This is a genomic window from Alysiella crassa DSM 2578 (genome assembly GCF_000745955.1).
Classification (GTDB): Bacteria; Pseudomonadota; Gammaproteobacteria; order Burkholderiales; family Neisseriaceae; genus Simonsiella; species Simonsiella crassa.
The window spans coordinates 1-13,131 of sequence record NZ_KN050786.1; the positions used below are offsets into that span (position 1 = coordinate 1).

At 45.4% G+C, this 13,131-nt stretch carries 12 protein-coding genes; all 12 read right to left on the reverse strand.

Annotation, left to right across the window (positions count from 1 at the left end):
• Nucleotides 1–157: 157 nt before the first annotated feature.
• The gene (locus Q338_RS12545; RefSeq protein ID WP_034296143.1) at nt 158–1,240 is read right to left on the reverse strand and encodes a WG repeat-containing protein; all 1,083 of its coding nucleotides are present in this window, start codon (nt 1,238–1,240) and stop codon (nt 158–160) included.
• A gap of 23 nt (nt 1,241–1,263) precedes the next feature.
• Nucleotides 1,264–2,001 carry a 5-oxoprolinase subunit PxpA gene (gene pxpA, locus Q338_RS12550; RefSeq protein ID WP_034296146.1) on the reverse strand — a complete coding sequence of 246 codons (738 nt, stop codon included), beginning with the start codon at nt 1,999–2,001 and terminating at the stop codon, nt 1,264–1,266.
• 217 nt (nt 2,002–2,218) lie between these two features.
• Nucleotides 2,219–2,434, reverse strand: coding sequence for a hypothetical protein (locus Q338_RS12555; RefSeq protein WP_034296148.1), 216 nt, complete (start codon nt 2,432–2,434; stop codon nt 2,219–2,221).
• A gap of 3 nt (nt 2,435–2,437) precedes the next feature.
• The gene (locus Q338_RS12560) at nt 2,438–2,965 is read right to left on the reverse strand and encodes a hypothetical protein (RefSeq protein ID WP_034296150.1); all 528 of its coding nucleotides are present in this window, start codon (nt 2,963–2,965) and stop codon (nt 2,438–2,440) included.
• Nucleotides 2,966–2,985: 20 nt separating this feature from the next.
• Entirely contained in the window at nt 2,986–3,711 is a 726-nt protein-coding gene (locus Q338_RS12565; RefSeq protein WP_034296152.1) for a hypothetical protein, read from the reverse strand.
• 65 nt (nt 3,712–3,776) lie between these two features.
• The gene (locus Q338_RS12570; protein WP_034296155.1) at nt 3,777–4,703 is read right to left on the reverse strand and encodes a 5-oxoprolinase subunit C family protein; all 927 of its coding nucleotides are present in this window, start codon (nt 4,701–4,703) and stop codon (nt 3,777–3,779) included.
• A gap of 231 nt (nt 4,704–4,934) precedes the next feature.
• Complete coding sequence (pxpB, locus tag Q338_RS12575) at nt 4,935–5,579, reverse strand: 5-oxoprolinase subunit PxpB (protein WP_034296158.1); 645 nt, start codon at nt 5,577–5,579, stop codon at nt 4,935–4,937.
• Between the two features lie 149 nt (nt 5,580–5,728).
• On the reverse strand, nt 5,729–6,574 hold the full coding sequence (tam, locus tag Q338_RS12580) for a trans-aconitate 2-methyltransferase (protein WP_211249463.1): 846 nt from the start codon (nt 6,572–6,574) through the stop codon (nt 5,729–5,731).
• Nucleotides 6,575–6,589: 15 nt separating this feature from the next.
• Complete coding sequence (locus Q338_RS12585) at nt 6,590–7,675, reverse strand: HNH endonuclease family protein (protein ID WP_245946740.1); 1,086 nt, start codon at nt 7,673–7,675, stop codon at nt 6,590–6,592.
• Between the two features lies 1 nt (nt 7,676).
• Complete coding sequence (locus Q338_RS12590) at nt 7,677–8,690, reverse strand: adenine-specific methyltransferase EcoRI family protein (RefSeq protein WP_034296165.1); 1,014 nt, start codon at nt 8,688–8,690, stop codon at nt 7,677–7,679.
• A 216-nt stretch (nt 8,691–8,906) separates the two neighbouring features.
• Nucleotides 8,907–12,467 (reverse strand): transcription-repair coupling factor, encoded by a 3,561-nt coding sequence (gene mfd / locus Q338_RS12595; protein ID WP_034296169.1) that lies wholly within the window; start codon nt 12,465–12,467, stop codon nt 8,907–8,909.
• A gap of 120 nt (nt 12,468–12,587) precedes the next feature.
• Complete coding sequence (locus Q338_RS13940) at nt 12,588–13,094, reverse strand: type IV pilin protein (protein WP_051968655.1); 507 nt, start codon at nt 13,092–13,094, stop codon at nt 12,588–12,590.
• Between the last annotated feature and the right edge of the window lie 37 nt (nt 13,095–13,131).

Sequence of the window (13,131 nt, forward strand, 5' to 3'; positions counted from 1 at the left end):
GCTAGGGTGGGGGAAAATTTGTGGAATAAATTAATTGTCTTGAAAATCAACGAACCCCCACCCTAACCCTCCCCCGCAAGCGGGAGAGGGGACAGGTTACAGGCAGCCTGAAAGATTTTTGTCGTGTACTGAAAGGCTGCCTGAAAACCATCAATGACTACATGCGTTTGCCTTCACGATTAAATAAAGTTTTCTTATCATTGTCGCAACCGATTGCACTGAAACCGTCTTCCGTGTATTGAATTTTGTCGTATTCAAACGGTACAATCACGCGATTATTCACATCAATCACGCCCGATGCACAAATAATGCTGCCGTTCCGTCTTTTAACCATGGTGGCAAAACCATTGTGGAAATAGCTGTGCAGATGATTGTCGTATTCAAACGGAATAACCGTGTTGCCTTGTTGGTCAATGAAACCGTATTTGTCTTTAATGGCGACATTTGCCAAACCTTCGCGGAACACGGCTGCGTCATGATAAATGGTTGGAATGACCAATTCGCCTTTGGTGTTGATGAAACCGAAACGTCTCCCCAAATCCATTTTGCCATTGTCCATCGTGCCATCGCTTTTGGCTTTGATTTCCACACGCGCCAAGCCTTCTTTGAAACCGTCCATGCCTGCATATTGACCAAATGGCACAATGATTTCATTTTTCGCATTGATGACAGCAGCTTGCGGAATGTTGAGCGTAGCGGTTTCGCCATTCAGGGGATTTTTGATTTCTTGGGGCGCGTCTTGATACACCACCACCGCGCCATCGGTAAATTGGTATGGGGTCAAACCTTGCCAATCATATTGGGCAGGAATGACCCATTTTCCCGTTAAATCAATAAAGCCCATTTTCTTGCCATCTTCGGATACGGCAGCCAAGCCTTCGCTGAATTCAGCCGCTTTTTTGTATTTGAATGGCACAATTTCTTTGCCCGAAATGTCAATAAAACCGTACAACGCCGAATCTTTTTTCATCGCCAACAAGGTTTTTTCATCATTGGACAATTCCAAACGATTGTATTCAAATGGAATGACCACTTCGCCTTGTTGATTGAGCAAACCCACATGACCATTTTGGTGTTCCACACGATAGTTGGGTTGTGGTTTGGGCGCGATTTTAGGCGGTGGCGCGGTTTGGGTTTGCGCGACCGCATTTTTGGATTGGGTTTGTGTTTTTTGGTCGGATTTGTCGGAACACGCCAACACATTGCACACCAAAATTGCCAAAATAACTTTTTTAAACATGATTTTATCCTTTAAAAATATTTTCAGGCTGCCTGAATGCTTATCCCATTATCCGCCAAAGCCTTGCGAATTTTATCCGCAAATTCCAGCGCGTGCGCCCCATCGCCATGCAAACAAATGCTGTCGGCTTGCACCGCCACGCGGCTGCCGTCCACTGCCGTAACCGATTGTTCTTGCACCATTTGCAACACCTGCGCCACCGCCTCATCATCGCTGGCGACCGTAGCGTCAGGGCGCGAACGCGGCACCAGCGAGCCGTCTGGCAAATAACGTCTGTCGGCAAACACTTCCGAAATCACGCCCAAACCTGTGTTTTGCGCTGCCTGAATGTGCAGGCTGCCTGAAAGCCCCATCAATTTCAATTTGGGGTTAAATTGTTGGATTGTTTTACAAATTAAATTTGCCAAATCAAGGTCTTGTGCCGATTGGTTGTACAACGCGCCATGCGGTTTCACATACGCCATTTCTACGCCAAAATGGTCGCACAAACTTTGCACCGCACCCAACTGATACAACAGCCAAGCGCGTAACTCGTGTGCTGGCAAATTCATGTTTTTTCTGCCGAAATTTTCACGGTCGGGAAAGCTGGGGTGTGCGCCCACTCGAACGCCATTTTGTTTTGCCCATTCAAGGGCTTGGGCGATTTCTTTCGCGCCACCTGCGTGTATGCCGCAACAAATATTGGCGGACGTTACGCGCTGCAACAGCGTTTCGTCCACCGCAAAACCTTCGGCTAAATCGGCGTTTAAATCCACTTGCATTTTTCTTTTCCTTTTAATGGGTTGTGTGTTTTTTTCAGAGTTTGTAGGTCGGGCATTTATGCCCGACACAATGTGCCGCGATTGATTATGTAGGGTATAAATGCCCGACCTACGGAAACCACCTGAAAAATGTAGGTTGGGTCTTGACCCAACATTTTTCCAAATTTAAATTGTGTTGATGTTGGGTTTGCAACCCAACCTACGCGTTTGGTTGTGGCTATTCGTTTTTTGCAAACTGGTAGAATAGAAATATCGCCACCACACCAGCCAAAAAATGCAAAGCGGACAGCCAAATTCTTTCATTAAAATCATGAATATGCAAAAAGCGTCTGGTGGAAACACAATAACCAAGCGACAAACATAAAATCGTCAAACCCAAATTCACAATCGCCACAATTAAAATCAAAATGGGAAATGAAAACATTTTTTTCATTTTTCAGGTTGCCTGACTGGGTTCGCTGAAAAAATCATCTTTTGTATAAACCACATCAGGAAAATAGTCCAACATGGTTTTCTCGCGTTTCAATATGGACAATGCCATTTCGTAAACCGTTTCAGGGACAATCTCTTTGTTTGGCAATGACATTTTGATGATTTTGCCTGAATAACTTTGTTTAATCACGCAACTGGGGCGCATGATTAAATTGTGTTTTTCGGGCATATCGTGCGTTAAAGCGAAAATTTTTTCGTCCCATGCTCGCCAATTTTCGTCATCATAATCAGGCGGTGGCGGACATTCTTTAATCGCCCAACGCTCGCATTCTTCCCAATATGCCAATTGCAAATCCTGCCAAAAAACGCGGTAAACGTGCGAACCATAGCGAAAACACAACACGTCTGGCATACCAATAAGCGAAGGCGTTAAAAATAAACGGTTTTTCGGAATGGGTAAGTTGCCATAAGTGGCGTGTTTGCTGAATATTTTGGAAGATTGAATTTGGTTTTCGTATTTTATGTTTTTCATTTTCAGGCTGCCTGAACATTTTATCCACGCACTTCATCAATCAAATTGCTGATTTCATCTTCAAATTTTGCCGTATCGCGTTGAGCGGTGGGCGCACAATATTTCGCAAAATCAATATCATTGCTCATTGCCCACGCAAACCCAAACACGCCACACATCACAAAAAATTTCACCACATAATAAATGACTTTTGCGAATGAATCGGTGGGCAAAAACAACCAATCCGCCCCAAACCAAACCACAGCCAAAATCGCCATCATCAAAAACAATCGTGCCAAAACAATCAAAAAACCTTCAAATGAACCGATAAAATTGGGGTAACTCAATTTGGCTGGTGCTTGATAATTTTGATTAAGCGATTGATTTTCTACATAAACAACCGAGTTTCGCCTTTCATCGTTCCACCAAACCACGATGATTTGATTATCAGGGCGACATGAAATTTGCCAATCGGTAAAATGAAATGAATGCTCTTGCCCAGTCGTTTCGTCCAGTAAAAACAATTCTTCATGCACAAGAGTTTCGCTGCGAATGCGAACTGGGTCAATTTTGCCTTTCATCGTACCGTGCAGGCTGCCTGAACCGCCAAACACTGACCCTGAAGCCTTGCCTTTGATTTCGCCACCACCACCGTAACCCGAAACCACCGTTTCCAAATCGCGGTTATTTGCCAATAATTTGCCTTTTAAAGCATGGAGTTGAATGTGCTTTTGATGTGTGAATGACAATGAACGTGTGGCATACATGATGATTTTTCCTTATGCAACATGGTTTTAAAACAAATTCGCGCGATTTTCAGGCTGCCTGAAATTTATTTTGACCGCGCAATCACTTCAATTTGATGCAAATACGCTTCATTGCGCCGTTTTAATTTGGCGGCTTCTTGTGGCGTGGCAATCTGAAAAAACACCTTCGCGCCAAACCGAATTTGCGCCAAACGTCCCAAATCCGCCGCCACCACAGTCGCGATTTTCGGATAACCGCCAGTGGTTTGCGTGTCCGCCATCAACACAATCGGCTGACCGCTTGGCGGCACTTGCACCGTGCCAAATTGCACCGCGTGCGACAACATTTCCACATTTTCCGCGCGTTCCAACACGCCACCGCCCAAACGGTAGCCCATGCGGTTGCTGTCGCTTTGCAGTGTCCAGCCGTTTTGCCAAAAGCGGAAATGCGCGTTGCGGTTGAATTGCCCGTATTCCGATGAGGGCAAGGCGTGAATGCGGTTGGTCAGCGCGATGGGCGCAACGCCGACTTTTTTCAGGCTGCCTGAATCGCCCAACACGCCCAATTTATCGCCTTTTTGCAAACTTCTACCGTGAAATCCGCCAAATTGCGCTTTTAAATCGGTGGCTTTTGCGCCCAATATTTCGGGTACGTCCACGCCACCGTCCACGCACAAATAGCCGTACATGCCATGCACCGCGCGCACCAAACGCAAAGTTTGACCGCGTTTCGCGCTGTAACGCCAGTAGGAATGCACGGGTTCATCGTCCAAAAACGCTTCGTAAATCGCGCCTGTGATGCAAAAGGGCATATCGCGTTCAAATTTCACGCTCAATCCGCCCAATGCGATTTCAATCGCGGCGGCATTTTCTTGATTATTCAGCAAAATATTGCCCGTCCGCAACGCCAAAGTGTCCATTGCGCCAGCGTGTCCCACGCCAAATCGCCGCCAACCGTAACGCCCCAAATCTTGTACGCTCGCCAATGCGTTGCATGATGTGATTTCTAACATTTTTGTTTTATCCTGTTATTTTTAAATTGTTTTCAGGCTGCCTGAAAATACACGACCAATTTTAATCTTGCCACAAACCCACTCCCTCTCCTTTGGGAGAGGGCTGGGGAGAGGGAAAAATCGTTGAGCATCGTCAGTTTTCCCCTCTCCCTAACCCTCTCCCAAAGGAGAGGGGACGGGTTTGTGGTTATTTTACGGTTTCAGGCAGCCTGAAAAATATTTTTTGTAACCTTATTTCTCAATTTTTTCCGCCACAAATCGCACCGTATCCCCCGCATTAAGCAAAGTCGGTGGCGTGTTATCCGCTTGAAACAATGGAAGATTGGTGCGCCCCAAAATCTGCCAACCTGCTGGCGATGCAAAGGGATAAACCCCCGTTTGCGCCCCACCAATGCCGACCGAACCCGCTTCCACGCGCGTGCGTGGCGTGGTGTGGCGCGGCGTGTGCAGATGTTCGGCTAATCCGCCCAAATATGGAAAACCTGCCTGAAAGCCCATCATAAAAACGGTGTAGGTGTGGCTGGTGTGTTCGGCGACAATTTTTTCAATGGAAACATTGTGATACTTGGCAACGTCCGCCAAATCCATGCCAAATTCGCCACCGTAAACGACTGGGATTTCAACGTGTTTGCCTTGATAGTTTGCCGCTTGGGTTTCGTCCCAAATCGCGTTCAGGCTGCCTGAAAAATCGTGCAAATCCACGCCATAGTCTGTGAAAATGGTAACGTTGTTCATGCCAACCACCACTTCTGCCACATGTTCAAGCGTTTGAAGTTTATCGGCAAATGCCCAGATTTTTTGTTGTTTGGCTAATTCGGCTGGCGGGGGAAGTTGGCAAACAATGCCGTTTTCGCTGATGGGGTGTAGGGTAAGCATAATGTAATAAGATGTAATTTTTTTATCGGAATGATTTTATAAAATAAGTGAATAAATGTGTCAAGGGGATTGAACGGGTGTGATGGTTGTGTTGTTAAAAAATAAAAAAGGGCGGAAAGCAAATCCGCCCTTTATTGTGTGGCAAATGTTCAGGCTGCCTGAACTTTCTCCGCCACAATAAACAAACGTGGCAAAGACAATAAAATTTGCCCATCGTATTGTTTAGGATAATATTGTTGTAATTTTTGAATATAAATTTCTTGAAATTCAAATTGTTGCGTTTCATCTAAACACGCCAAATAGGGGCGCAGTGCGGTGCTGGCAAACATTTGGGCAATGCTGGCAACATCGGGCAAAACATGGTGGTAAACCGTATGCCAAGTGTCCACGCGACAATGATTTTTTACAAAAATATCATAAGAATCATGTACTTTTAATATATTTGGGCGACTGGCGACCTGTTGCATGGTGGTGCGCCATTGTGGTAATTGCGCGACTTCGTTCATCAGACGATGAGATGGCTCGTTTAAATTATCGGGCATTTGGATTGCCAACACGCCATTGGGTGCAAGTTGTTCAATAATATGCGAAAACAATGTTTCGGGTTCGGGCGACCATTGCAAAGAAGCATTGGCAAAAATCACATCTTGCGGCACATCGCTGCACCAGTCGTGAAAATCTTGCTGAATAAATTCGCACGATGGCAAGTTTTCACGCGCTGCTGCCAGCATATTGGGCGAATTGTCCACGCCTGTGATGTGGGCGTGTTGCCAAACTTCGCGTAACAGCGCGGTGCTGTTGCCCGCGCCACAACCTAAATCGGTAATGTGTTGTGCGGGGCGATGGAGAATGTGGGAGAGCAATTCTAGGGCTGGGCGGTTGCGTTGGGTAGCGAAATTTAAATAGGCTTGGGGGTTCCAGTCTTGGGGCATGGGGGGAAGTCCTTTCAGGCTGCCTGAAATAAAAAAATGCTCACGGTATTTTATCGTAAGCATTTTCTCATGCAATAATTATTTATTGGATTTACGGCGATTACACGGTTTACACAACATTTGGCAATTCTCTTCCACCGTTTTACCACCTTCACTCCAAGGTGTGATATGGTCGCCTTCCATTTCGGCTAATTCAAATTTTTGTTTACAATTCGGGCAGATACCTTTTTGTTTTTCAAAAACTTTTTGTTTCAAACTGTCTGAAAAAGCACGGATATTCAAAAATTTCTCATCACGTGTTAAAACATAGGGATAAATCCCCCTTTGATTTCCCACATCATCATCGGCAATCAATTTGGCAATTTCACTTTCCAATGCATCTTTATCCAAATTGGCAGCCTGAAAACGGTTATATAGAAATCCCCAATCTTGTCCTTTCATCAATTTAGCGCGTTTAACTGGGAATTTCAAATTAACCCATTCAATCACATTTTTAAAATACAGCCACAAATCATCGGCATTTTTATCATGCTGATGAATCGCCATATATTGCCGAATGGCAGTATCGCTACTTTGATTGGCGTGCCAAGCAATTGCTGTTTCCAAAAAATCTTGGCGGATTGGCGAACCATTTAAATAATCCTTACCAATTTGATACGCCACACATCCATTTTTACTGAAATGGCGTTTTGCGTCTGTAACCCAACTGCCTGCATAAACTGCATTGCGTAATTCTTGGTCGGTCAATTTTTCGCCAGCGATATTGATGGTTTGAAACCAATCTAATTTATCGCTAGGGCTGCCTGTACATTGATAAACCGTTAATTCATAATTTAAAAATTTTTCTTGTTCATCAGGTTGCAAATTATGGAAATAGCGCATTTCATAAGCAAAATCACCATTCACATATTGGCAAATGGAAAGGGTACGTTGCTGACCGTCCACAATTTCAAATGTGCCGTCATCGCGTACTGCCCAATACATTACATTGAGTGGAAAACCTTTGTTAATGGTGTTAATTACGGCATCACGCTGTTTGTCTTTATAAACAAATTCACGCTGATAGGGTGGACGCACATCCAATTTTCCGCCAAATGCACGGACACCATTTTCGGCATTATCTTGATAATTTTCAACCAATTGGCGGATTGTGATGGTGGTCATTTCAATTTTCATGATGATTTTTTACCTTTTTGTTTTTAATTAAAATTCTGGCATAAACTTCTTTATTATTGATTGTGAAACGTTTTCCATAATTTGGATTGTCTTCCACATATCTGTCAATTCCAATAATTTCAAATTGTTCAGGATTGTATTTATCTAAAAATGTAATGGGTACACCCATTGCTCCATCATAATCTATCGGAATATCAGAAACTTGACCTACTTCAATAGCATTATAATTATCATATTTTGGATAATCTTCTGGATTATATTGTTTATACAAAATCAAATTTTCATGGCGTTTATCATGGTCTAAATTGGTAAACCAACACGCTTGGGCGCGTGCTTTAATGACACCGTCAATAATCCGATAGCTGCTGCCTGCTTTTTTCTTTTCCACCAAGATAGCCGCATAATCATCAGGCACACCAAACAACATATCCGTCCCCATTGGTGTTACCCCCAACCACATTTGATTATTTTGAATTAAGGGGAAAATTTCTTTATAAGTAATGGCATTTTTATTGCCAATAATCAGAAATTGCTTTTTATATTCAATTAACTGTGCTACATATTCACGAAACAGTGAAAATGGCGGATTGGTTACCACAATATCCGCTTGTTTCAGTAATTCAATACATTCTTTGCTGCGAAAATCGCCATCACCTTTGAGTAGTTTAACGGCGATTTCATCGGGATTGGGCAAATTGTCGCCATTTTTATCGCCTGTATATTCCAAATAAACGGCGGTTTCGCTGTTGTTTTGGCTGAATAAATCGCGTTCTTGACTTTTGTAGCAAGTGGCAATTAGTTTTTTCAAACCAAGCTGTTCAAAATTGTATGAAAAATAGTGAAAGAAATTGCTTACACGCGGGTCATCGCAATTACAGTAAACAATTTTATTTTTGAAATGATGTTTGTAGTGGCGCAATTCTTTCTCAATATCAGAAAGTTGCGTGTAGAATTCATCGTTTTTCGCTTTATTGGCAGCGTGTAGACTTTTGTTTCCTGCCATGATTACACCCCTTTCATTGCGAAAAAGGGTTTCAGGCAGCCTGAAAATGCGTTAAGCGTTAGCGAACTTGCGAACTTGCGAACTTGCGAACTTGCGAACTTGCATTATATTTTCCTTATAAAAATAACCGTTATTTTAACATACTTTAATGATTATTAACAGATATTTTTCAGGCTGCTTGAAGTTGGAAAAAACCTTTTCAGGCAGCCTGAACCCTCATTCCGCCAACAATTTTAACACTTTCCGCGCATTTTCAATCCGTGCCACCACATCTGCGCTTTTCATTTCCACGCGCAATTTGTCGCTGCCAGCCATGCGCCAGCCTTTTTCGCGTTGCATGATGGCGATGATTTTGGCTGGGTTCAGCACCATGTTTTTGCCAAACGCCAATGTGATGGCTTCGGCAGTCGCGTCCACCGTGCTGATGCCCAAATCGCTTGCCATAATCCGCAATTTGTGGCTTTCCACCAGCGTTTTCACGGCTTGTTCAGGCAGCCCGAAACGGTCTATGAGTTCTTCAAAAATATCGTTGATTTGATTGATGTTTTCGCAAGTTGCCAAACGTTTGTACAGCACCAAACGTTCGTGAATATCGGGGCAATAACTTTCAGGCAGCAAAGCAGGTGCATGGAGCTTGATTTCCGTGTTCACACCCAAAGGCGCGTCCAAATCAGGCACACGCCCTTTTTTCAACTCGCGCACGGCTTGTTTCAACATTTCCGTGTACAAAGTCAAACCCACTTGCGCCATTTCGCCCGATTGCCCCTCGCCCAAAATTTCGCCTGCGCCGCGAATTTCCAAATCTTGCATGGCAAGCGCGAAACCTGCACCCAATTCATCGGCAGCCGCAATCGCGTCCAAACGTTTTTGCGCGTCTTTGCTGACAAATTCGCCAGTAAAAAGATAAGCATACGCCTGATGATGACTGCGCCCCACGCGCCCACGCAACTGGTGCAACTGGGCGATACCGAATTTGTCGGCACGATTGATGATAATCGTGTTGGCATTGGGAATGTCTATCCCCGTTTCAATGATGGTAGAACAGAGTAAAACATTGAATTTCTGTTGCAAAAATTCGCGCATGACCTGTTCCAATTCGCGTTCGCGCAACTGTCCGTGTGCCACGCCAATGCGGGCTTCGGGCAAGAGTTCTGCCAATTTTTCTCGCATATTTTCAATGGTTTCTACTTCATTGTGCAGGAAAAACACCTGTCCGCCGCGTTTCAATTCGCGCAACACGGCTTCGCGCACGCTGCCATCGCCAAAGGGTTTGACAAAAGTTTTCACGGCAAGGCGGCGCGATGGCGCGGTGGTAATCAATGAAAAATCGCGCAAACCCTCCAAAGCCATGCTTAATGTACGCGGAATGGGCGTGGCGGTCAGCGTGAGCATGTCCACATTGGCGCGAAGGCGTTTGAGTTGCTCTTTTTGGCGCACGCCAAAGCGGTGTTCTTCGTCAATGATGACCAAGCCCAAGTTTTTAAACGCAATATCATCTTGCACCAATTTGTGTGTGCCAATCACGATGTCCACCGTGCCGTCTGCCATGCCTGCGAGTGTGGCTTTGGTTTCTTTGCTGCTGTTAAAACGCGACAACGCCGCCGTTTTAACGGGAAAATCGGCAAAACGGTCGGCAAAATTTTTCGCGTGTTGCTCCACCAGCAAAGTGGTGGGCGCGAGTACCGCCACCTGTTTGCCACCCATCACCGCCACAAATGCGGCACGCAACGCCACTTCGGTTTTGCCAAAACCGACATCGCCACACACCAGCCTGTCCATCGGTTTGGCTTGGGTTAAATCTTTCAACACGGCAGCGATGGCGGCGGCTTGGTCTTCGGTTTCTTCGTAGCCGAATCCGTCTGCAAAGGCTTGATAATCCAATTCGTTGATTTCAAATTTGAAACCCGATTGTGCTGCGCGTTGGGCATACAAATTGAGCAATTCGGCTGCGGTGTCGCGGGCTTGTTCGGCGGCTTTGCGTTTGGCTTTGCCCCACGCGCCTGTGCCGAGTTTGTGTAATTGCACGTTTTCGGACGCGCTGCCTGAATAGCGGCTGATTAAATGCAGTTGTGAAACAGGCACATACAGTTGCGCTTCGTTGGCGTATGCCAGCAACATCATTTCGGTGTCGCCATCGCCAAAATTCATGTTGACCAAGCCTTGATACCGCGCAATGCCGTGTTCTTGGTGGACAACGGGGTCGCCCATGTTGATTTCTGCCAAATCGCGCAAGGCGGTGTCGGCAATTTTGGCGTGTTTCAAGCGGCGCGTTTTGGGGCGAGCAACGTATTGATAAAGTTCGGTTTCGGTGATGACGGCAATTTTCAGGCTGCCTGAAACTTGATTTTTCACATTTTGTGAATGGGATTGTGCCAACGCATTTTCAGGCTGCCACACATCTGCCCCCTCCCCCGACTGGCGGGGGAGGGCTGGGGGGGGGGTGGTTTCGCCAAATTGCCCCCACCCTAACCCTCCCCCGTTTGAGACGGGGGAGGGAACAAGGTTGTCGGCAATTTGAAAGCCCTGCACCAAAGGCGACACGCAAATTGCCAATTTATGGTTTTGTTGAACAAAATCCTGCCAACTTGCCACTTGTGCCACGTCCAAACCATTTTGTTTGAAAAAAGCGGACATGGTTTCCCTGCGCCCCAAGCTGTCGGCACAAAGCAAAATTTTGCCGTCAAACGCTGCCTGAAAATCCTGCAACGCCAAAAGCGGCTGTTCCGACTGACGATTTACGGCAAGATTGGGCAAATCGTGACGGTGGTCGGGCGAAGTCCAAATTTGCGGATACGGTTTCAGGCAGCCTGAAAACTGGTCGGGCGACAAATACAAAAACTGCGGTGCAAGTGGCGGATAATGCGGCTCGCCCTGCGCGAATTGGTGGCGTTGCTTCACATCGCCCCAAAAACGGTTGGCGTAGGCGTGGACATCGTCCGTGCAAACCACAATCGCATTTTCGCCAACATAATCAAACAGATTGGCACAATTCTCTTCAAAAAACAAAGGCAAATAATGCTCCACGCCTGCGCCAAATTGCCCATTGCCCACCGCTTTGTACACTGCTGCCGCGCTGGGGTCGCCATCAATTTCTTCACGGAAACGGCTGCGGAAGATTTTCTGCGCGTCCGCATCGGTAGGGAATTCGTGGGCGGGCAACAATCTGATTTCTTGAATGTTTTCAATGGTTCGCTGCGTTTCGGGGTTGAAAATTTTGATGGTGTCAATTTCTTCATCAAACAAATCAAGGCGATAGGGCAAATCCGCACCCATGGGGAACACGTCCACAATGCCACCGCGCACGGCAAATTCGCCTGCCGCCAACACATTGTCCACCAAATGATAGCCTGCCTGAATCAAATTTTCCCTTAAAGAATCAATGTGTAAAGTTTGACCGACTTTCAACCAAAACGTCCGTGCCAACAAAAACGACACAGGCGCGAGCTTTTGCATGGCGGTGGCAACGGGCAAAAACAGCGCGTCCACCATACCGTTTTTCAGTTGCCACAATACAGATAATCGTTCAGAAACAAGGTCTTGGTGTGGCGAAAAATGTTCGTAGGGCAAAGTTTCCCAATCGGGGAAAAACAGGGCATTGTCGCGTGGGCGGAAAAATTGCCATGCTTGATGAAGTCGGTGGGCGGTTTCGCTGTCGGCAGTTAAAATGATTTTGCTTGAATTTTTGGGGAGATTTTCGCTTAATAAATAAGGCATTGAGCCTAATGATAAATCTGTCCAGAAGGATTTTTGCGCGGGTTTGGGAAGGGGGAAATTCATATTCAAGCTGCCTGAAAATTCAAAAACGCGCCATTTTAACAAATTTCATAAAAAACACGCCAAAATCGTATGATTTGGCGTGTTTTATTGGGGTTTACGATATTTCAGGCAGCCTGCAAATTACAATGCCACACAACCTTCAATGGTTTTCATGTTTTTGTCATTTTTCAGAGAATTGGTTTTGCCGCTAGAAGTGCATTTGGCATAACTTTCGCTGCCTGAATGGTAAATCAAATATACTTGTTGGGTTTCCAATACATTATTGTTATACACGCCCTCTTTGGGTGTGGCGGTGATGATGTAATTGCTGCCATTATCGGCTAATTGCACTTCAAAATCGTAGTATTTGTTCACTTTAGAATTGCTGGTGTTGGCAACAATGGCTTTGTTGGCATTGCAGGCTACACCGATATTGGTGGAATAGGGGGCTTTGCATTCAAAAGTACGCGCTGCGCCGTAATAGCGTTCCATCAATTTTTTATTGTCCAAAATCGTAGCGCGTGCGTCTTCCAAACGCCCTTTGCGAATATAATCAATGTATGATGGATAGGCAATGGCTGCCAAAATCGCCAAAATCGCGATGGTAACCATCAATTCAATCAGAGTAAAACCTTTTTGCGTGCGCATGCTCAATTCCTAAAATAAAGTTCATTATTATCGTGGA

Coding starts and splice junctions, on each gene's coding strand:
- Q338_RS12590 (WP_034296165.1), bottom strand. CDS start 8,690: ATGGCAGGAAACAAAAGTCTACACGCTGCCAATAAAGCGAAAAACGAT.
- pxpB (WP_034296158.1), bottom strand. CDS start 5,579: ATGCTTACCCTACACCCCATCAGCGAAAACGGCATTGTTTGCCAACTT.
- Q338_RS12585 (WP_245946740.1), bottom strand. CDS start 7,675: ATGACCACCATCACAATCCGCCAATTGGTTGAAAATTATCAAGATAAT.
- Q338_RS12555 (WP_034296148.1), bottom strand. CDS start 2,434: ATGAAAAAAATGTTTTCATTTCCCATTTTGATTTTAATTGTGGCGATT.
- pxpA (WP_034296146.1), bottom strand. CDS start 2,001: ATGCAAGTGGATTTAAACGCCGATTTAGCCGAAGGTTTTGCGGTGGAC.
- Q338_RS12565 (WP_034296152.1), bottom strand. CDS start 3,711: ATGTATGCCACACGTTCATTGTCATTCACACATCAAAAGCACATTCAA.
- Q338_RS12570 (WP_034296155.1), bottom strand. CDS start 4,703: ATGTTAGAAATCACATCATGCAACGCATTGGCGAGCGTACAAGATTTG.
- tam (WP_211249463.1), bottom strand. CDS start 6,574: ATGCTTACGATAAAATACCGTGAGCATTTTTTTATTTCAGGCAGCCTG.
- Q338_RS13940 (WP_051968655.1), bottom strand. CDS start 13,094: ATGCGCACGCAAAAAGGTTTTACTCTGATTGAATTGATGGTTACCATC.
- Q338_RS12545 (WP_034296143.1), bottom strand. CDS start 1,240: ATGTTTAAAAAAGTTATTTTGGCAATTTTGGTGTGCAATGTGTTGGCG.
- Q338_RS12560 (WP_034296150.1), bottom strand. CDS start 2,965: ATGAAAAACATAAAATACGAAAACCAAATTCAATCTTCCAAAATATTC.
- mfd (WP_034296169.1), bottom strand. CDS start 12,467: ATGAATTTCCCCCTTCCCAAACCCGCGCAAAAATCCTTCTGGACAGAT.